Origin of the sequence: Tautonia marina (genome assembly GCF_009177065.1) — a bacterium.
Taxonomy (GTDB): Bacteria; Planctomycetota; Planctomycetia; order Isosphaerales; family Isosphaeraceae; genus Tautonia; species Tautonia marina.
Genome location: NZ_WEZF01000021.1, coordinates 26,692 through 45,096 on the forward strand (window position 1 = coordinate 26,692; position 18,405 = coordinate 45,096).

The following is an 18,405-nucleotide window of genomic DNA, read 5'->3' on the forward strand; positions in this document are numbered from 1 at the left end:
AATTGTTCCGTGGAGTGAGAGGATTCCGGGATGCTCAACCTCCTTTGTTCCAGAAACCTGTCCACGAACGACGCCCAGGGGGCCACAACGTTCGAAACACGCGTTGTCATCGTGCCGCTGATCCGTCGGTCCTCCTGAGAGGAATTACTCGCTCGCCGATCGAATCTCGGACGCGTTGAAGGTGACTCCGAGCACGGCGGTCGTCTCGGGAGCGGTGCGCAATCGAAGCCGCCAAAGCAATCGGCCGTCGAGGCGATTGGGGGAATCCGTATCACTGAGAACCACGGTCTCGATCTGTTCCCCGGGGCGAAGTTCCTGGAAGGTTTGCCCGGCAATCTCCCACTCGCTGGACACTGGAAGGCGATAGGCATAAATGCGCGTCCCGGAGGCATCCTCAACAAAGGTCTCCGGAAGCCGACGATCCGGCTCTCGCACAAACGCCTCATCCAAGGGGGCAAAGATGACATCGTCCGACGTGTTTCGCAAGCGAAGATGCAGTCGCAAGGCGTCGGAACCGCCGTCTCGACGCTCGGTCCGGCCATCGACCCGCGTCCGTTTCAGCTCAACCGGTCCGACTGAAACCCGAAGGGGCTGAATCTCCAGAGCGTCAACGCTCAGGAGCTCACCCAGGGGAACGATGCGATCCTCGGCGATCGGCTCGGCGGGTTCGACGACGGCCGAGCCTTCCTCTCGGCGACCGGCATCAATTCCCGGTTCCTGACCCGCGTCGAGGCCGGCGGCCCAGACGGGAGCCTGCTGCCGAGGCGGTGGGTTCCGGTGCGAGGTCCACCAGAGCCAACCACAGGCGATCGTCATGGCACTGGCGTAACTGCCGAGCAAGGCCATCGGCCAGGCAGATCGATGGTGGGAGTGGTCCTCCGAGTCGTCGTGATGCGAGTGGGATTCTCCCCCCTCGGCCGGAGAAGACGGCCGGAGGGATGGCCCAGGCGGAGCAGCCTGGTTCGAATCGGCCGAGGCGCCGAGGCCGAGATTGATCCCCAGTGTCGAACTGAGGGTCGAAGCGTGGTCAGGCTTGCTCGGCACGTCGTCGTCGGACGACACAAGAGCCGCCGCGGCGATCGGGTCGGGGCTCGCCAGGACATCGGTCAGGCTTTCCCCGGAGAACGGCATCGGCGCATCGTCATCCCCCTTCTCCCCGGGTGAAGACCGGGACTCGGTGGGCTCGGAACGAGGGACGTTTTCCTGCGATCCGGACTCGGAGGGGGAAGGCGGAAGATCAATGCGCACGCCACAGTGCGGGCAGACGACTGGAGGAACCATCAGCGGCCAATCCTTTCCCGGCCTCGACCACGCCATCGGTGGTTCGAGACCGGGCATCATGCGGAGCATCGACGGAGGCAGACAGAGGGCGTTCCACCACTCCGGCCTCTTGCCCGAGGATCGTTCATCGCACCGGTTCCGCAAGCGAATCGGCGCGATGGGAAGTTCCTCGGGGTCATCGAGGAACCGGCCGCCACGTGTCACCAGAGACGATCCGAGGCGCGGCGGCTCGTCCTTTCCATTTTAGGTCGGGCCGTCCTCCGAGCAAGGCTGTCGGGTCCGATCCATGCGGGACTTCCACCAGCAAAGGGACATCACCGAGCCATCGAGACAGTTCGATCGGGTTGGTTGCCTCGGCCACGGGATCCCCCGTCGGCTCCGATCCGTTCAGGATCACACCGGCCACACGGAGCCCTCGCGAGCGGGCTGCCTCGACGGTCAGAAGGGTGTGGTTCAGCGTCCCCAGGCCTCGGCGAGCCACGATCAGCAGGGGGTAATCCAGCCTGACGGCAAGGTCGGCCAGGGTCGCTCCCTCGGCGATCGGGCAGAGCAGGCCGCCCACGCCTTCGACAATCATCAGTTCCGCCCCTCCGGGACCGGCCCACCAGGCGATGGCCTCGCGGGTTGCCTCCAGGACGCGGTCGAAGGCGAGCGGCTGACCCGCCAGACGGGCGGCAACGGGAGGAGCGAGTGGAGCCTCGAAGGTGATCGGCGTGACCCGATCACGCGGCACGTCTCGACCGAGGGCGGCGATCAGGCGTTCCGTGTCGTCCCAGCGCAGGTGTCCCTCGACCCGATCGGCCCCGCTCGCCAGGGGCTTGAGCACCCCGACACGCTCTCCCTGAGCCACCAGGGTCGCCACGATGGCCGACGAAACGCGCGTTTTGCCCACAGCGGTATCGGTCCCTGTGACCAGGAGCCCGCGAAGTCCGGTCATCGGTGAATGATCCTCACAATTTGCGTGTTGATTTAAAACCACATCTCCATGCGAAGTCCGCGGGAGTCGGTCGGCGGTTTGTCGGGAATTCGGCGTGCGATCCCTTCTGCAATCCGATTCGCCGTCCAGCAGGCGGCCATCGCGTCGAGCAGGTCGTCGTCGGTGGCGTCTTTCGGGGAGATCGCCTGGCGAACACTCGGGAACGCCTCGGGGCCGAACGCGGCGTCGATCACGGCTCGCCGAGCCGCGATCCCCTCGGGCGAGTGCTTTGAGTGAGGCATCGGCCGATCGCCGTTGAGCGCAAGAAACGAAAGCTCGGGATGGACCTCGACACAACGCGTTTGCTCATCCGGGCCGATGAGGCAATCGAGCGACAGCACCCGCCGATACAGGCCCCACGCCTGCGCCCCGACCCCTCGGCCGACGATCGCCCGGCTGATCGCGTCGGCCCCTTGCTGCGTGACCGCCACCAGGCTCGGGCGGATCGGCGCGGGGAAGACGCTCGACCGTCGAGGGCCGAGGAGCGTCCGGGCGATCCGGTCGCAGTCCCGATCGCCCGCGTCGGGCAGGCCGATCGGCATGTCGATCGCCAGCACGGAGGGCTCAGGGCGGATCGTGAGCAATTCTTCGCTCGAGCGGCAGAGCAGTGGAGTCACGGCTGATGTCTCCCGATCGAGCACGATGCAGATCCAGCCCCCCGGGCAGCCATCGGCCCCAGCAACCTGCCCCAGGGGATCGCGAGGACGAGCCTCCATCAATCGGGCCACTCTCCGGAGAAGACCTCGGTGGCCGGGCCGGTCATGAAGACAGAGGCATCGTCGCTCGGCCACTCCAGCTCCAGGTCGCCGCCGGGGAGGTGGGCGAGGATCTTCCGATCGGTGCGCCTCGTCAGGACCCCGGCCACGCAGACGGCACACGCCCCGGTGCCGCAGGCCAGGGTGATCCCCGAGCCGCGTTCCCAGGTCCGCATGCGGACCTCATCGGGCTTCAGGACCTGGGCGACATGGACGTTGACCTTCCTCGGGTAGTGCGGGTCCTTCTCCCAGAGCGGGCCGATCTGCTCCAGGGGGAACCCGATCACGTCGTCGACGAAGGCCACCGCGTGCGGGTTGCCCATCGAGACGGCCGTTTGGGGAAGGACAATTTTGAGGTGTTCGTCGCCGATCTCGACCGGCACATCGACCGGAGGGTCGCCGGGCAAGGTGGTCGGGATGTCGGACCCCTGGAGGATCGGCGTTCCCATATCCACCCGAACGCGCCGGGCCTTGCCCCCTTGGATCTCCAGGTCGAGCGTCAAGACGCCTCGGCCCGTCTCGATCGTGATCTGATCCTTACGGGCGATCCCGTGATCATACACATACTTCGCCACGCATCGGATGCCGTTGCCGCACATCTCCCCCTCGGAGCCGTCGGCGTTGAACATGCGCATTTGCGCGTCGGCGCGTTCCGAGGGGAGGATGAGGATCAGGCCGTCGGAGCCAATGCCGAAGTGCCGGTCGCTCATCGCCTGCGCCAGTGGGGCGATCGCGCCGGGGAGCTTCTGGTCGAACAGAGACACATACACGTAATCGTTGCCGAGTCCGTGCATCTTTGTGAAGCGGAGGGGCATGAGGTCCTCGATTGAGTTGATCCGCGACGCGGGTTTCTTCCCGTCCTTGCGATCCCAGTTATCTCCCGGTGGTCGCCAGGTATGCGCCGACGGTACAGAGCAACGTCCAGCCGAGCATGACGATGAGCACCAGCCAGGCAAGGAGCATTCGCTTCAGGCGGTTCGTGATCCAGAACGTCGCGACGAACGCCGCCGCGGTGATGATCAGGTGGGTGGCCATGAGGACGTAAACGGCCCGGATCGGCCACGGGATCGACGGATCGTCCCAGGGGAGCGGTCCGTCCGGCCAGGGGCAGTTGTTCAGTCCGATCGAACGATCTCGCTTAAACCCTGCTCCGAGAAAGATCAGCAGGACGGAGCACACTGTTAATGCCAGGAACCAAAGGGACCAGGAACGGCGACCATCGAGCCTCCCCCGGCCGGAGTTCCCCGGTCCGGAGGCAGCGAGGTGGCTGAGCGGTGGATCGTAAGGATTCGACGTGTCCATGAGGCATTCCACGCGGAGGAACCGGCAGGCCTACCTACGACACTGGTTACAAATAATGACCCATTGTTCCCATTCCTCCCGCGAGCCAGCACAATGCCGACCAGGCCAGAAGGAATAAGATCAGAAACCAGGCAAAAAGACGCTTCCCCCAACTCCAGGTCATCGGAAAGGTGGCCAGGAACGCCAATCCGGAGAGGACGACATGGAAAATCCCAAGTGCGTCAACGACCCTCGTTGGCAAGGGTTTCGGCTCGGTTTCGAGGGGAATCCACTCCTTTGACTCATATCGAATCCCGACGTAAAGCATCAGCACCCAGCAGAGGTTCAGCGCAACGATCAGGAGTGCCCAGGAAGAAATCGTATCGTACTTCGATCGGGGCCGGTCGTGTGGTACGGTCGGATAATGATCTTCCCGAGGTGCCTCGTAAGGGTTCATCGAATTCATCCCCCCACCGAGAAGACCAATCAGGACGACGCTTCCGCCCGAGCCACATCATACCATTCGACGCCCCCCGGCAGCGGCGCCGAGGCGAATTCGAGATGGATCACGCGCCGATGGTCGGGCGAGGCGGCCGAATTCGAGGCGTGCAAGATCAACGGTCGCATCAGGACAACTCCCCCGCGATCGACGACGCACTCGACCGGCCGGACGCGATCGGTCCACGAACCGACCTCGGTCGGCGCGGTCCCGCCCAGCCGGTGGGAACCGGGCAAGACGCGCAGGGGGCCGTTGTCGGGTCCGGCGGGGTCGAGATGAAGCCGGACGGTCAGCATGGCCTCCAGCACCTCAACCGGGGCGAGGGCGTGGGGAATGCCCGCCTTGACCGTCCAGGAGGAGAAACCGGGGGCATCGACGCGCCTTCGGGCGGCGATGGTCAGGTCGCGGTGCCAGGGGAGGTTCCAGTTCGCCTCGCTCGTCTTGTCGAACCAGAGCCCGCGGACGGCGAAGGCGTCGGGGCCGAGGACCGGCTCAATCAAGGCTCGGATCGGCGGAGAACCGGCAAGGCGGCGGACCTCGGGGACACGCCCGAGAAGATCGCGCAGGCCGTAGGCACTCTGGCCGCGACGGAGGGAGGCGGGATCGGCGTCTTGATTGGCGGCGGCCTGAGCGCGATCGACAGCGAGGATCAAGCACTCGACCTCGGCGGCGTCGAGGACGTTGGGGACGATGGCGAACCCGTCGCGGTCAATTTGATCGGCAAGCGTCTCATGGGCGATCATGCGACCTCCTCGCCGTCGCAGCCGATGGCCTCGACGGGGCATTCGTCCATGGCGGCTCGGCAGGCGGCTTCCTCCTCGTCGTTGCGGGGTTGGAGGGTGACGAACGAGTAGCGGCCGGCATCCCAACGAATGAAATTCTCGGGGGCGGTTTCGCGGCAGAGTTCGCAGTCGATGCAGGTGTCATCGACGTAATAGCGCCCAGCGACGTTCTCGGGGACTTTGTGATTTGGGTCGGCCATGAAACGGTGACACTTCGCAGGAGGTACTGGTTGGAACCATTGAACTTCATTTTAGAAGGAGCAACGGTCGGCGTCATCCTCGATCAGCCGGTGGCGGATCATCCATGACTTCGCCATTGCGGCCGGATAGAATCGCGCGGAGCGATGCAACGGGAAGACTCTCCGCGTCGGGAAATCGACCTTCGTTGCCCCAACCGCTGCCAGGGAGAAGACCGCGATGAGACTCCGATCCACCGTCACCGCCCTGTGCGGAACCGGCCTGTTGGCCCTCGTGTTCGGCCCCCTCTCGGCGACCGCTCAGGACGAACCGACCCCCGAACCCGAACGTGAGCAGCAAAGAGGACAGGCCCGCCCCGGTCGAGGTGGCGGCCGTCCCGCCGAACGGGGAGGTCCGCCGATCGATCGTTTGCGGGACGAACTGAACGAACTGCGGCAGATGCTTGAGCAAGAACGCGCCGCCCGCCGTGAGGCCGAGGAACGGTTCGAACGCTCCCAAACCGAGGAAGGCCGAGGCCGCCCCGGTGATCCCGCCGATCGGGAACGACGCGAGCGCATGGAGCGGGAACGCATCGAGCGTCAGGAACGCGAACGGGTTCGTGATCGAGAACGGGGCGAACGCCGAGAGGCTCCGGGGGTCGTTGCGATCGCCGAGGCCAAGGTCGAGGCAGCCCGCGCCGCCCTGGAAGTCACCGAGATTCGTGCCGAGGCCGCCCGTCGAAAATTTGCGTCGGCCGAACGGAACGAGGGCCGACCGATGACCGACGACGAGGAACTGGTCGGGCGACTCGCCATCGCCGAGACTCAAGCCGCCGTCGCCGAGGCCCGCGCCCGTCTGATCGAGGCCGAGTTCAAGCTCGGCCAGGCCCGACGCGTTTCCGAGGACACCGGGGAAGACGTCGTCGTGAAGGTCGAGTCCGAATTCGGGGTTGAGGATGCCCTGGAAACGGCTGAGCAAGTGATCGACATCCTTCGCCGTTTCGAGTTCGACAAACGCCCTCAATGAGTGCCCGGCACGCTCGAACTCGATCGGATTGACCGTTCGACTCCTCCGAACGAGCCTCGCCTCCGATCGTACGGTCCCAACCTTCTCCCCCGCGAGCGAGCGGGGGAGAAGGTGACCGAAGGTTCGGTGAGAGGGACCTCAACCACGCCTCACCGCAATACCCTCGCGGGAACTGCTTCAGCCGCTCCACTGCGTGATTCGCTTCCTCACCCCTCGTCAGACCGGCTCCGATGGCGCAGCACACGATTCCCGACCTCGGAGCCACATCTCGAAGCCGAAGTGATCCGACCAAACCGTTCGTTCCCGGCTGGCGAGGAACGCCGGGCAGGGTGCCTCCGCTGGCACCGGTGGCGTTGGCGATGGCGTTGGGGATCATCACGGATCGGTTTTTCGAAGGGTTCGAGACTGCAACGTGGGCCGTGATCGCCTTGCTGGCCTCGGTGGTGGCGATGGTTGGCTTGCGATGGCGAGGGGTCTGTTACCCCGCACTCGTGGTGGCATTCGCGGCAGTGGGAGGCGCCTGGCACCATTGGCGGTGGTCGGACCTGGCGGTGGATGATCTGGCCAGGGTCGTTACCGAGGAACCAAGGCCGAGCTGGGTTCGGGGGGTCGTGTTGACCGTTCCTGAGCATCGGGTCAGTCCGATCGCCGAGGAACGCCCGGGAGACGACGGCTACACCCGGTTTGAGTTGCAGATCACCTCCGCCAGCGACGGCCAGAACTGGCACCGCGCCTCGGGTCGGGCCCTGGTGTCGGTGGGTGGCAATGAGAATCGCTTCGGCATGGGAGACGCGATCGAGGCGGCCGGATCGCTGGCGTTGCTACCCGGCCCGCTCAATCCCGGAGAAACCGACCCGAGGCTCGCCCCTCGCGCCCGGGGCATTCGCCTGCGGCTCTCGGTCGAAGGACCGGACGGTGTCAGGCTCGATCCGGAGGGGACACCGTCACTCAGACTCCGATGGCTTGGCTGGGTCCGGTCGTCGAGCGACGCGCGGCTGGCCGAACTCCTCAGCGTTCGGACGGCGCCGGTCGCGGCGGCCCTGCTGCTCGGCAGACGAGGGGGGATCGATGGGGAGACCTCCTCCGCGTTTTCCCGGACGGGAACGGCCCACCTGCTGGCGATCTCGGGGCTACACCTGTCGGCCGTGGCCGGGGTGGTCGGATTGCTCGCGGTCGTGCTCGGATTCAATCATAAAGACGCGGCGAAGATTGTGCTGACGGCGACGATCGCCTATGCCACGCTCGTCGGCTGGACCCCTTCGGTCAGTCGGGCGGCGGCGATGGTGGGGGCCGTCTGCGTGGCCGCGATCATCGATCGCAGTAGCAAGCCGGCGAACACGATCACACTGGCAATCCTGTTCACGATCATCGTCAACCCCACCTCGCTGTTCCGGATCGGCTGGCAACTGTCGTTCCTGGCCATCGCGGCCTTGATCCTCGGCGTGCCGCCGTTGATGCGATGGATCGAGCGCAGGATGATCAATCCCGACCCGGACGGCGACCCGCTCGACCTGCTGGAGCGGAAGCTCGAACCGGCCTGGAAAGGGATCGCCCGGCGCCTGGCCCTGGCGCCGGTGTTGGCCCTGGTGGCCTCGGCGGCCGTCTGGCTGGTGACGATGCCGTTGATTGCCTGGCAATTCAACGTGGTGGCACCCATCGGCATTTTCTTGAACCTGCCGATGATTCCGATGGTCAGCGCCGCCGTCATTCTGGGAGGGCTGGCCCTGATGGGCTCGGTCGTCTGGCAGCCGCTGGCGATGCCCGCGGCCTGGCTCTGCGATTGGCTGCTGGGTGTTTCTCTGACGATCGTCGATTGGGCCGAGTCCATCACCTTCGGTCACGCCTTCGTGCCGACTCCCCCAACCGCCTGGGTCATCGCTGGTTATGCAATGCTGGCGGTGGCCTGTCGAGCGTCGGCGGCGCGATGGCCATTGCCGATTCGACGGGCCTCATGGGGAGGGGTAGTGCTGGTCGGGCTCTTCGGGGCAGGGGTGACAATCACTCCGCAGCGACCGTCGTCGTACGAGGTGGAATTCCTGGCAGTGGGGCATGGCCTGACCACGGTGATCCGGGGACCTGACGGGTCGGCCTCGCTCTATGATTGCGGCCGATCGGGCGACCCGAGCGTCGGCCGACGGATTGCCGCCCCGGCGCTCTGGGCTCGGGGAATCCGACGGATCGACCGTCTGGTGATTTCTCACGCCGACGCAGACCACTACAACGGCGTTCCGGACCTGATCGAGCGGTTCACCATCGGTGCGATGGTCGTTCCCGATGGCTTTGACGAACAGAACAATCCCGGAGCCAGGACACTCCTTGAACACGCCCGCGCCCGGACGATTGCCATTCACGAAGTGGCGAGCGGTGATCGATTCGAGCTGGTTCCTGGGTTGGTTGCGGAGGTACTCCATCCTGCCCGGGGCTGGCTGCCCGACGCGAGCGATAATGACCGCAGCCTCGTCCTGGATCTGACGGTCGGATCGGATCATGTCCTGCTGAGCGGCGATCTCGACGGCGCGGGGCTGGCCGAACTGCTGGCGATGCCTCGTCGGCCGGTTACGGTCATGTTGGCCCCGCATCACGGCGGTCGGTCGGCCAATCCCCCCTGGCTCTACGACTGGGCCAAGCCCGCCGCGGTCGTTTCCAGCCAGCGAGCCCCCCGCCCCGGAGCGTCCGACGCGCTGGTAGGGCTCGCGGATCGAGGGATTCCGGTGCATCGGACCTGGCAAGAGGGGGCCATTCGCGTCTCCTGGGAGGCGGATCGAGGGGGAAATGGTCCAAAGCTGGACGCGATCGGTTCGCCCGGGGTGAGGGGTCAGATGGTTTCGGCCTCAATCGGGCCGAGCCGGTCGTCCTGGCTGCTGCGCGGGGTGGTCGGTGTCGGCGGGGTCTTGCTGGGACTCTGGCTCTGTGGAGCCACCGCGGTGATGCACTGGGGAGCGTGGTCACTTGTGCTTCCGGGTCGAGGGAACGGTCAGGAGGTCGCGTTTCCGGACCCGTGGCAATTAGTCTCGATCGTCGCTCGGGATGGCGTCCGGCTCCGAGCATGGCGGCGAGGACCGGAGGGGAACTCAGGCCCGTGTCGGATCGCCCTCATTGCCCATGGCCTGGCCGAAGCCTCGCCGAGCATGCAAAGCCGGGCCGAGTCCCTTGTCCAAGGGGGCTGGACGGTGTTGCTCCCGGACCTGCGAACCTTCGGGCAGAGCGAAGGCAATCGCGCCTCGTTCGGGGCCCGAGAGGCCGACGATCTGAAGCAGTGGATCGATTTGATGCGTGCCGAATCTCCCGAAGCCCCGGTCGTCGTCTGGGGGCGATCCATGGGGGCAGCCGTCACGTTGAGGGCCGCGGTCGAGGATGACCGCATCGCGGCGATTGTGCTTGAGGCCCCCTATGCCGATCTCCGCGAGGCCCTCGCGGCGCGGTTGACGCGACTCAAATTCCCCGGGGCCGCGCGGCTCAGTGGACTGGTTCTCTGGCAAGCGGCCCGGCTCGCCGGCGATCGGCTCGATCGCCCCCGGCCGGTCGATCTGGCCCCTCAATTCCATCGGCCGGTCTTGATCCTTCAAGGAGAGGCCGATACCGTCACACCCGTCCCGGCCATTCATTGCCTCGTGAACGCCTTCCCGGCCGACCGCCGCCCCGAGGTCGCCAGCATTGCCGAGGCCGAACACAGCGAGGTCTTCGACCGCGGAGGCCCGACCCTGGTCGATCGCATCCTCGGCTTCCTTGACCGAGCCACCAATCGATTCCATCCTCTGGAAGTCGATCAGGAGTCGGTTTCCTCCAGAGACGAGCGGAGCGATCGGATCTGATCGGCCGGCCCTTCACCTTCGAGGTCGGACCACTGGCCGAACACCAGAACCGTGCGTTTCGGAGTCCGGTAGCATCGGATTGAGCAGGAGTTGGTCGCGTCGAGGCTTATAAACTCGACCTCATGGCCAACCGCCTGATGGCCGTCGATCGACTCGATCACGGGGAAGGCATCGAGATCCGGGTACTCCTGTTCCATCGCGTCGAGCGCCTGCCCGGCCACCTCCGACGGCTCGGGGCATGTTTCGTCGAGGGCGACCAGGGCAAAGGCAACGCCGTTCGGCGAGTGAACGGCGACGGTGGTTTTCTCACCGTCGGAATCGACCTCGACACTCCAGTCGGTGGGATAGTCGAATCGAATCCCGTGTTCGTCAAAGCGACCCGTCATGGCCAGGGGCTCCTCACGGGCCCCGGCCCCGAGACGCCCCCTGCGTCCGGATCGATGCGGCCCGAGCGCGATCAATCTCTCGTCCCTATCTTATCGAGGTCGAGCTGGAACCGCGACCTGGCCGACGGTCTTCCGATCTCCTTCGGTTGGCCGATCGGCGGCGACCTTGCTAGAGTGAAAGACCGTGTCGCGTCGGCCGGTGCGGCCGACCCGGTCGGAGTGCGCTTCGGCCGTCGAAGGTCGAATCGTGGATGATTGATCGATCGATCGAAGAGAGCCAAGTACCGATGCGAGTCCTGTCGGGAATCCAGCCATCCGGCCCGTTGCACCTGGGGAATTACTTCGGGGCGATTCGCCAGTTCCGCGAACTGCAACAGGGAAACGAGGTCTTCTACTTCGTTGCCAACTACCACGCCCTGACCAGCACCCGAAACGCGGAAAAACTCCGCGAATACACCGATGACGTGGTGGTCACCTTGCTGAGCCTCGGCATCGACCCCGACACCGTCACGCTCTTTGTGCAGTCGGACGTGCCCGAAACGACCGAGTTGGCCTGGCTCCTGACGAGTGTCACGCCGATGGGGTGGCTAGAGAAGTGCGTCAGCTACAAGGATAAGGTGCAGCAAGGGATTCCCGCCGAGCACGGCCTGTTCGCCTACCCGGTCCTTCAGGCAGCCGACATCTTGCTCTACGACGCCGACCTCGTTCCCGTCGGCCAGGACCAGAAACAGCACCTCGAAATCACCCGAGACATCGCCGAACGCTTTAACCACACCTACGGCGAGACGTTCAAGCTGCCCGAGCCGTACATCCTCAAGGACGTGGCCGTCGTTCCCGGCACCGACGGCCGGAAGATGTCCAAGAGCTATGGCAACACGATCGACCTGTTCGATGATCCAAAACTCATCACCAAGAAATGCAAGCGACTGATTACCGATAGCCGCCCCCCCGAAGAACCGGGCGACCCGAGCAAGCTCGACGAGTTCCCCCTGTTCCTCCTGTTTCGCCTGTTCGCCACGGCCGAGGAATGGGAAGACGTCAAACGTCAGTATCTTGAAGGGGGCCTCGGCTACGGCACGGTCAAGGTTCGGCTAGCGGAGTTGATCATCGATCGCTTTGCCGAGGCCCGCGAACGCCGAGCCGAGCTGCTCGCCCATCCGGAACGAGTCGCCGAGGTCAAGGCCGCCGGAGCCGCTCGGGCTCGTCAGGCAGCCCGGCAGGTCCTCGACCGCGCCCGCCTGGCCTGTGGCGTGGCCTGATTGCCGACCCAATTCGAGGCAGGCGGCACGAACGCTCGGTTGCGCCGCCTGCCCTGATGGTTCGTCAGACGATCCGGCCCCGACGGCGCCGGACGATCGCGACCGCTCCGGCCAGACCGACACCGAACATCGCAATGCTGGCCGGTTCGGGGATGACAGAGAATCGGATCGAGAAGTCATCCATGGCGAAGTACGCCGGCGTGTTCATCCCAAAGGTTCCCACGTCTGAGGAGGTGAGCCGGAACCCGATGCTGCGAGCTCCGATCAAGGTTGACAGGTCCACGGTGGTCCAATCCTGGACAATGGAATCGAGGCTGCTGTCGTCGAACCGGAAGTCGGCCAGGTAGAAATCGACCTCGCCGATAATGTCTCCCGAAGCGCCAAGGCCCGAGTAGCCTACGATCGTCAGCAGGAAGAAATCGGGGTCGTTGCCCGTCGAACCACCGAATTTCTTGCTGAAGGCGTCGCCATTCTGCATTGAAAGGGCCGCATAGGTCGTGTTGGTAAAGCTGGCGGACATGCTGACCGGCGACCGATGCGGGTCCAACTCGGGCAGGTCGAACCGAACCGAGGACGGAGACTGGCCATACGCGACCGCGTAGATGCCATCGCCCGAGGCGTCACCACCGGCAAAGCTGCTGAACTGATTCCCAAACCCTGCGGTGGTGTTATCGGTCTGGTTCGAATACGACCAGCCGGACCAGGTCTGCCAGGTCGGATTGTACGAGTTGCGGAAGAAAACACCGTTGCTCGAAAAGCCACCCGCACCGTCCGATCCATTGTTGAATGACTCGCTTCCCAGGGTCAGGTCGCTGAAATCGACCGACAGGCTCTCGGCTCGCGCCGCCATCGGAGCGAGCACCAGCCAAAGCGCAACGGCGAGCGAGAATCGTGAAACCATCATGTCAAAATTACTCCTTGATTTTTCATTCCAGACAGGGGACCGCGCGTCTCGGAATGATTGCAACGGCACGATGTTAGAATTCGTCGGCCGAGACGATCTCTCCGCCGGCCCGGGTGCAAAGCGCGGCCAGGGGACGCAACGCGATCGTTTCCTTGAGAAATCGCGCCGATCCATCGGCGAACAACGCGTTCGCGCCGCCGGAGTGCTCGCTGCGAATGTCGTTTTCGAACGCGGGGGCCTTGTTGATGGGAAAGGCCTGATCCATCACATTGCGGGCGTGAAGCCACTGGCCATCGCTGAAGGCTGAATCTTCCGAGATGAGCAACGTGCTCGACGTTCCATCCCGAATCATCGAGATCGAAATGGGGGTATCGTAGAGCATCGTTCCCTTCGGCGGGTTGTTCGGACTGGTGATCCGTTCGCCGTACATTCCGCCGTAGTCGCAGCCTCCCCGCCCCTCGATCCGAGGTTCGGGCCTCGACGAGCTGGGACAGAGGTACACGGCAAGCACCGTCGCTCCTCCGGTGGCGTTGGTCGGGTCATCGTAGGGAAGGTCGATATTCAAGCTTTCATAGAGCGATTCTTGCTCGATGTGGGGCAGCAGCAACGCCGACCAGGCGATCCAGCGCAGGTTCGAAGTCGACCCGCGAAGCCAACCGCCCGGCGCAAACGTGCGGTGGACATCGTGATAGCCGTGGAAGGCAATCCCCATCTGGCGAAGGTTGTTCAGGCACTGGGAGCGGCGCGCCGCCTCCCTTGCCGCTTGGACAGCCGGAAGCAACAGCGCAATGAGGACGCCGATGATCGCAATGACCACCAGCAACTCAATGAGCGTGAAGCCACCAGCCTTGACCGGATGCATGCGGGCACCACGGCGAAGGTCGTTTTGATTCATGGGTGGGAAAATCCGGGGGGAACGATTCGCCGGTGCTCCTTCAGAGTCGACCTTGCCCGATTTCCGAAGCCATGCCAGGATGGCGACGAAAACGAGTCACAGGCAAACGCCTTCGGAAGTCCCGGTCATCGTGACCCGGTAGGTCCTCGGAACGGGGGTCGAAACGAACTCTCGACGCATTCCGTCCGGTGGGCTCGTCCCTCGCAGAGCCGGGGCCGGATTCGACACAAGGTAGGTCTTCTGACTCCCGGGCTTGAGGCTCCGAGCCTTCTCATCGAGCTTCGGCGCCGCAACGCCGACACCAACTCGACAATGGCTGAAGGAGGGGTTAGAGCCTCTTGGAACGCCCGGTCACAGCGGCGGGGCCGTCCCGGATTCTCACCGGGTTCCCTGTTCACCGTTCCCGCAGGAAGCAGGATCGGTCACCTTGGGCCTGTCAACGGAGATCGGATGGTAACGCCCATTCTATGCACCCGTCAATCGGTTGACCAAAATCGTGGAGAACTGCAGGAACCATCGGACCATTCGCGATTCTCAAATTCTTCCTCAAAATCCTCAAGCTCGGCCGGTGCTCTTGCCGATTCCAACCGATGATCCTTGAAACTCCCTTCGCTGAGGTCGGGCGAAGGGCGATCCCTCGGGACCCGTCAGGAGAGGAGGCATCATGCGGCGGTCGATCGTGAGCATGGGATGGCTCGTGATCACCGTCTCCGGCTGCGCGGCGATGGGCCCGGGGCCCGGCGCCGGCCCCGATTCCGAAGCCTGGGAACTGCGTCGCGAGCTGAGCCGAGAGGCCCGCCAGGCCACCGAGGCCCGCGATTTTCCTCGCGCGCTCGATCTGCTTGCCGAGTTGGCCGAGACCGACACCCGATCCGCCGATGCTCCTGCCCGAATGGGCCGCATCTATGCGGAACTCGGCCAGCTCGATGAGGCCTCCGAAGCCTTTCAACGGGCCCTGGATCGTGATGTCGATGACATCGATTCCCTGATCGGGCTGGGTCGCGTGAAACTGGCGAGAGGGAAGACGACCGAGGCCATCGCCCGCTTCGACGAGGCCATCGAGATCGACCCGGGACAGGCGACGGCACACATTGGCCGGGGGCAGGCCCTGGAATCTCTCGGCCGAACCGACGAGGCGCTGGCCGCATATTTCCGCGCCTTGCGGCACGAGCCCGATGCCGCACCGGCCCTCAGCCGGGTGGCCTCGATCCAACTCGATCGGAACCAGCCCGAGTCGGCCCTCGCTCGGCTCGATCACCTGGTCGAGTTGTCCTTCGAAGACCCCGAGACGCGCATCCAGCGCGGGCGGGCTCGTCTGGCGCTCGGCCTGACCGACGAGGCGATCGCCGATCTCCGCTTCGCCTCGGAGCACTTGCCCGATCGGGCCGATGTCGCCTACCTGCTCACCCTGGCTTTCGAGCAGGCCGACAAGACGAAGGACGCCCGAACCGCCGCCGATCGGGCCCTCGAACTCGACCCGAACTCGGTCCTTGTCCGGGAACTGGCCGAGCGATTACACCGCTGAGGAATCGACCGAGTCCGCAAACCGACCTGGACCGGAGGCTCTCGTGGGCTGGAAGGCATCTTGCATTCTCATCAACGATCGGGAACCGGGCTACCTCGGCTCGCTCCCTGAGCATGACCCCGAGGCGGCTCGACAACTCATTGACGATCTTCGACTCGGCCCGGTTCTCAGCAAAGGAATCACATCCTTCGATGAAGGGATCTTTCCACGTCACCTGGTGGTCGGGGCCTACGAAGGTGCGGCCGTCCTCGGCGCGCCCACGATTGCAGACGATTGCTTCTCGCTCGGTGATGACCCGGTGATGCGTCGGGTGATCGATCGATTTCCGGAGGCCGAGGTCGCCCGGTTCGGCCTGCATAGCGTGGTGAACTTCTGGAGTTACGAGTTCTTCGATCACGGACGATTGCTGCGTGCCTATGGAGGATCGGCCGACGATGGCGTGGTGGTCGATCTGGGGAACCTTTTACCTGAAGAACGTCCCCACTTCGAGCGATCTATCATCCGAGACGGTGAACGAGTCTTCATCACGGAGTTCAACGGAGTGACCGAAGAGTACGACCCATCTTCGTACGGAGAGGAACTTGTATTTGAACTGATGGGTCGGTTTTTCGGCCGCAACATGGCCCAATGGAGCGGGGAAGACAATCCGTACAGCCTTGTCATGGAAGGCTTCGATCGACTGCAACCCCCGCGCTGGTGGTGGCCGTTCTCGAAACCCTGAACCGCCCGGGATCGCCTTCCTCAACGCGTTTTCGTCACCCGAGGCATCCGGAAGATCCGGTCATGCCCGGTATCGACCACGTAAAGCGAGTCTCCCTCGACACAGACGCCGTGCGGGTGGAGCAAGGTAAGCGACGGGTGGCCAAAGCCTCGTCCCAGCACGGTGGAAACGGTCTTCGTCTCAGGATCATAGCGACGGATCGCGCCATTCACATCATCGGCAAGATAAACCGAATCGTCGGGCGCCACGGCGAGATGCTTCGGTCCATTCAACTGGGCTTCGAGTGCCGGACCATCTCGAAATCCAGCTTCCCCCGTACCGGCGACGGTTCGGATCGACCCATCGGTTTCGACCACGCGCAGGGCATGGCCGCCACGTTCAAGGATATAGACACGCCCTTCAGAATCGACCGCGACCGCTCGGGGATCGACGAGAGGCGATGAGAGCGCGGGTGCTCCATCGGTCGGAACGCCTTTGCGACCGTCTCCCGCCACGTTGGAGACACGACCCGTCGAGAGGTCCACGACCCGAATCCGCCGATTATTCAAATCAGCAAGATAAAGGCGTTCATGATCGGGAGAAAAGGTAATACACATAATAAAGTTGAACGTCGCATCCGATGCCGGCCCGCCATCTCCCGAATCCCCCGATTCACCCGTCCCGACGACTGTGGCGATGGTGCCGTCGTCGGGATCAATCCGGCGCACGCAGTGGTTCCAGCTATCAGAGATGTAGATCGCATCATCCGGACCCACGGCGACATTATGAATGCCGTTGAACGTGGCCGCGCGGGCCGGTCCACCATCGCCGTCGTAACCGGTCGAGCCGTCTCCGGAGATGGTCCGAAAACCCCCATCCGGCGCGAAGGAGTGGACCCGACCGCCTCCCAGTTCGACGATGATCATGGTGCCGTCGGACTGAAAGTCCACCCCGAACGGCTCCTTCAAGGGGCTGGGAGCGGCATCGGCCGCGCCTCCTTCTTCGGGCAAGAGGTGGCCGAGGATTAGCTCAACCTCCGACTCCGAGCCGGTCGGTTCGTCGCTTGCGGAGGCCTGAGGCCCGACGATCACAGTGACACAAACGGCCAGGATTCCGAGCATTCTGAAGCTCATCACGGGTACTCCGGATCGATCAATTCGGGAGTGAGGATCTAGGCACGCGACGACGGGTTGCGGAAGCCGTCACACGTCGCACAGGGCGACAGCCTCGGCCAGACTCGTCAAGGGATCGCGCTTTGGCATGAATTCCTGGGCAAGGTATCCGTCGAAGCCGGTGTCCACAATCGCCCGGCAGATGGGAGGATAGTTCAGCTCCTGGGTGTCATCCAGTTCGTTGCGACCGGGGTTGCCCGCCGTGTGGTAATGGCCGAAATAGGGATGGTTCGCCTCGATCGTCCGGATGATGTCACCTTCCATGATTTGCATGTGATAAATATCGTACAACAACTTGAAATGATCGGAGCCGACGCGTTTGACCAGTTCAACTCCCCAATCGGAACGATCACACATGTAGTCCGGATGATCGACCTTGCTGTTGAGCAATTCCATGTTGATGATCACCCCGGCTTGCTCGGCCACGGGAACGATCTCACGAAGTGCCCTGGCGCAGTGCTCCAGGCCGGTTCGGTCGTCCATGCCGTTGCGATTGCCGGAAAAGGTAATGACGTTACGCCACCCTTCCCGAGCGGTTGCCTCGATGGCGTTGTGAATCGCCTTGAGGCATTGCTCATGGTTCTTCGGATCGTTCAGGCCCACGGTCAAGCCATGCGTTGAGGTCATCGTGCAAACGAGGCCGTGACGCTTGAGGGCGTCGAACTCGTCGGGCCGCATCAGATCGAGCCCAACCAACCCCATCTGCTTCGCTGCTGCCGCCAGTTCGTCAATCGGCAGTCGGCCGTAGCACCACCGGCAGGCCGATTGCTTCAGCCGTCCCCGGGTCACGGCGGTTCCCTGGGGTCGATCGTCCGACCGTGCGGGTCGTGCAGTGCCCAGCACTCCGACCGTCGTGGCCGCGGCAGCGGTTGATTGCAGCAAAGTTCTTCGGGTTATCGGCGAGCGGTTGCGGTCGTCCTGGCGACGCATGGCAATCTCCCTCGATGGGCTTCTGAGAACGATCAGCCTGGCCGC

18 protein-coding genes and 1 riboswitch are annotated in these 18,405 nt (G+C 64.1%); of the genes, 5 read left to right on the plus strand and 13 right to left on the minus strand.

What is annotated here, in order from left to right:
- Positions 1–144: 144 nt before the first annotated feature.
- From GA615_RS21635 to GA615_RS21670, 8 genes are all read right to left on the minus strand, one after another.
- Complete coding sequence (locus tag GA615_RS21635; protein WP_152053418.1) at positions 145–1,131, minus strand: hypothetical protein; 987 nt, start codon at positions 1,129–1,131, stop codon at positions 145–147.
- Between the two features lie 325 nt (positions 1,132–1,456).
- A complete protein-coding gene (bioD, locus tag GA615_RS21640; protein ID WP_152053419.1) occupies positions 1,457–2,218 on the minus strand; it encodes a dethiobiotin synthase in 762 nt (253 codons plus the stop codon).
- A 32-nt stretch (positions 2,219–2,250) separates the two neighbouring features.
- The gene (locus GA615_RS21645) at positions 2,251–2,973 is read right to left on the minus strand and encodes a DUF429 domain-containing protein (protein WP_152053420.1); all 723 of its coding nucleotides are present in this window, start codon (positions 2,971–2,973) and stop codon (positions 2,251–2,253) included.
- Positions 2,973–3,827: a diaminopimelate epimerase gene (dapF, locus tag GA615_RS21650; RefSeq protein WP_152053421.1), complete on the minus strand. Its 855-nt coding sequence runs from the start codon at positions 3,825–3,827 to the stop codon at positions 2,973–2,975. Before dapF ends, GA615_RS21645 begins: the two co-directional genes overlap by 1 nt.
- Positions 3,828–3,885: 58 nt before the next feature.
- The gene (locus GA615_RS21655) at positions 3,886–4,314 is read right to left on the minus strand and encodes a hypothetical protein (RefSeq protein WP_152053422.1); all 429 of its coding nucleotides are present in this window, start codon (positions 4,312–4,314) and stop codon (positions 3,886–3,888) included.
- Between the two features lie 46 nt (positions 4,315–4,360).
- A complete protein-coding gene (locus tag GA615_RS21660) occupies positions 4,361–4,750 on the minus strand; it encodes a hypothetical protein (protein ID WP_152053423.1) in 390 nt (129 codons plus the stop codon).
- Between the two features lie 29 nt (positions 4,751–4,779).
- A complete protein-coding gene (locus tag GA615_RS21665) occupies positions 4,780–5,535 on the minus strand; it encodes a phytanoyl-CoA dioxygenase family protein (protein ID WP_152053424.1) in 756 nt (251 codons plus the stop codon).
- Entirely contained in the window at positions 5,532–5,774 is a 243-nt protein-coding gene (locus GA615_RS21670) for a ferredoxin (RefSeq protein WP_152053425.1), read from the minus strand. Before GA615_RS21670 ends, GA615_RS21665 begins: the two co-directional genes overlap by 4 nt.
- Positions 5,775–5,991: 217 nt before the next feature.
- Between GA615_RS21670 and GA615_RS21675 the strand changes: the two genes are divergently transcribed.
- Positions 5,992–6,777 (plus strand): hypothetical protein, encoded by a 786-nt coding sequence (locus GA615_RS21675; RefSeq protein WP_152053426.1) that lies wholly within the window; start codon positions 5,992–5,994, stop codon positions 6,775–6,777.
- A 230-nt stretch (positions 6,778–7,007) separates the two neighbouring features.
- Complete coding sequence (locus tag GA615_RS21680) at positions 7,008–10,589, plus strand: ComEC/Rec2 family competence protein (protein ID WP_152053427.1); 3,582 nt, start codon at positions 7,008–7,010, stop codon at positions 10,587–10,589.
- Here GA615_RS21680 and GA615_RS21685 read toward each other — a convergent pair.
- Positions 10,544–10,975, minus strand: a complete 432-nt coding sequence (locus tag GA615_RS21685; protein WP_201750277.1) for a hypothetical protein — start codon at positions 10,973–10,975, stop codon at positions 10,544–10,546. The two genes, GA615_RS21680 and GA615_RS21685, sit on opposite strands and share 46 nt — an antisense overlap.
- A gap of 287 nt (positions 10,976–11,262) precedes the next feature.
- Here GA615_RS21685 and trpS point away from each other — a divergent pair, with 287 nt between their 5' ends.
- A complete protein-coding gene (gene trpS, locus GA615_RS21690; RefSeq protein ID WP_152053428.1) occupies positions 11,263–12,234 on the plus strand; it encodes a tryptophan--tRNA ligase in 972 nt (323 codons plus the stop codon).
- Positions 12,235–12,298: 64 nt separating this feature from the next.
- Here trpS and GA615_RS21695 read toward each other — a convergent pair whose 3' ends face one another.
- Entirely contained in the window at positions 12,299–13,138 is an 840-nt protein-coding gene (locus GA615_RS21695; RefSeq protein ID WP_161602481.1) for a DUF4465 domain-containing protein, read from the minus strand.
- A 73-nt stretch (positions 13,139–13,211) separates the two neighbouring features.
- Positions 13,212–14,033, minus strand: coding sequence for a DUF1559 domain-containing protein (locus GA615_RS21700; protein WP_152053429.1), 822 nt, complete (start codon positions 14,031–14,033; stop codon positions 13,212–13,214).
- 213 nt (positions 14,034–14,246) lie between these two features.
- A riboswitch (cobalamin riboswitch) is annotated at positions 14,247–14,478 on the minus strand.
- Positions 14,479–14,697: 219 nt separating this feature from the next.
- On the opposite strand from GA615_RS21700, the gene GA615_RS21705 reads away from it, so the two are divergent.
- On the plus strand, positions 14,698–15,558 hold the full coding sequence (locus GA615_RS21705) for a tetratricopeptide repeat protein (protein ID WP_152053430.1): 861 nt from the start codon (positions 14,698–14,700) through the stop codon (positions 15,556–15,558).
- A gap of 43 nt (positions 15,559–15,601) precedes the next feature.
- Positions 15,602–16,279 (plus strand): DUF6928 family protein, encoded by a 678-nt coding sequence (locus GA615_RS21710; protein ID WP_152053431.1) that lies wholly within the window; start codon positions 15,602–15,604, stop codon positions 16,277–16,279.
- Positions 16,280–16,299: 20 nt separating this feature from the next.
- Here the strand turns inward: GA615_RS21710 and GA615_RS21715 are convergent, their stop codons facing one another.
- Together GA615_RS21715 and GA615_RS21720 are read right to left on the minus strand one after the other, a co-directional pair.
- Positions 16,300–17,391 carry a hypothetical protein gene (locus GA615_RS21715; protein WP_152053432.1) on the minus strand — a complete coding sequence of 364 codons (1,092 nt, stop codon included), beginning with the start codon at positions 17,389–17,391 and terminating at the stop codon, positions 16,300–16,302.
- Positions 17,392–17,460: 69 nt separating this feature from the next.
- A complete protein-coding gene (locus GA615_RS21720) occupies positions 17,461–18,360 on the minus strand; it encodes a hydroxypyruvate isomerase family protein (protein WP_152053433.1) in 900 nt (299 codons plus the stop codon).
- Positions 18,361–18,405 lie beyond the last annotated feature (45 nt).

Coding starts and splice junctions, on each gene's coding strand:
- GA615_RS21635 (WP_152053418.1), bottom strand. CDS start 1,131: ATGCCGTTCTCCGGGGAAAGCCTGACCGATGTCCTGGCGAGCCCCGAC.
- bioD (WP_152053419.1), bottom strand. CDS start 2,218: ATGACCGGACTTCGCGGGCTCCTGGTCACAGGGACCGATACCGCTGTG.
- GA615_RS21645 (WP_152053420.1), bottom strand. CDS start 2,973: ATGGAGGCTCGTCCTCGCGATCCCCTGGGGCAGGTTGCTGGGGCCGAT.
- dapF (WP_152053421.1), bottom strand. CDS start 3,827: ATGCCCCTCCGCTTCACAAAGATGCACGGACTCGGCAACGATTACGTG.
- GA615_RS21655 (WP_152053422.1), bottom strand. CDS start 4,314: ATGGACACGTCGAATCCTTACGATCCACCGCTCAGCCACCTCGCTGCC.
- GA615_RS21660 (WP_152053423.1), bottom strand. CDS start 4,750: ATGAACCCTTACGAGGCACCTCGGGAAGATCATTATCCGACCGTACCA.
- GA615_RS21665 (WP_152053424.1), bottom strand. CDS start 5,535: ATGATCGCCCATGAGACGCTTGCCGATCAAATTGACCGCGACGGGTTC.
- GA615_RS21670 (WP_152053425.1), bottom strand. CDS start 5,774: ATGGCCGACCCAAATCACAAAGTCCCCGAGAACGTCGCTGGGCGCTAT.
- GA615_RS21675 (WP_152053426.1), top strand. CDS start 5,992: ATGAGACTCCGATCCACCGTCACCGCCCTGTGCGGAACCGGCCTGTTG.
- GA615_RS21680 (WP_152053427.1), top strand. CDS start 7,008: ATGGCGCAGCACACGATTCCCGACCTCGGAGCCACATCTCGAAGCCGA.
- GA615_RS21685 (WP_201750277.1), bottom strand. CDS start 10,975: ATGACGGGTCGCTTTGACGAACACGGGATTCGATTCGACTATCCCACC.
- trpS (WP_152053428.1), top strand. CDS start 11,263: ATGCGAGTCCTGTCGGGAATCCAGCCATCCGGCCCGTTGCACCTGGGG.
- GA615_RS21695 (WP_161602481.1), bottom strand. CDS start 13,138: ATGATGGTTTCACGATTCTCGCTCGCCGTTGCGCTTTGGCTGGTGCTC.
- GA615_RS21700 (WP_152053429.1), bottom strand. CDS start 14,033: ATGAATCAAAACGACCTTCGCCGTGGTGCCCGCATGCATCCGGTCAAG.
- GA615_RS21705 (WP_152053430.1), top strand. CDS start 14,698: ATGCGGCGGTCGATCGTGAGCATGGGATGGCTCGTGATCACCGTCTCC.
- GA615_RS21715 (WP_152053432.1), bottom strand. CDS start 17,391: ATGAGCTTCAGAATGCTCGGAATCCTGGCCGTTTGTGTCACTGTGATC.
- GA615_RS21720 (WP_152053433.1), bottom strand. CDS start 18,360: ATGCGTCGCCAGGACGACCGCAACCGCTCGCCGATAACCCGAAGAACT.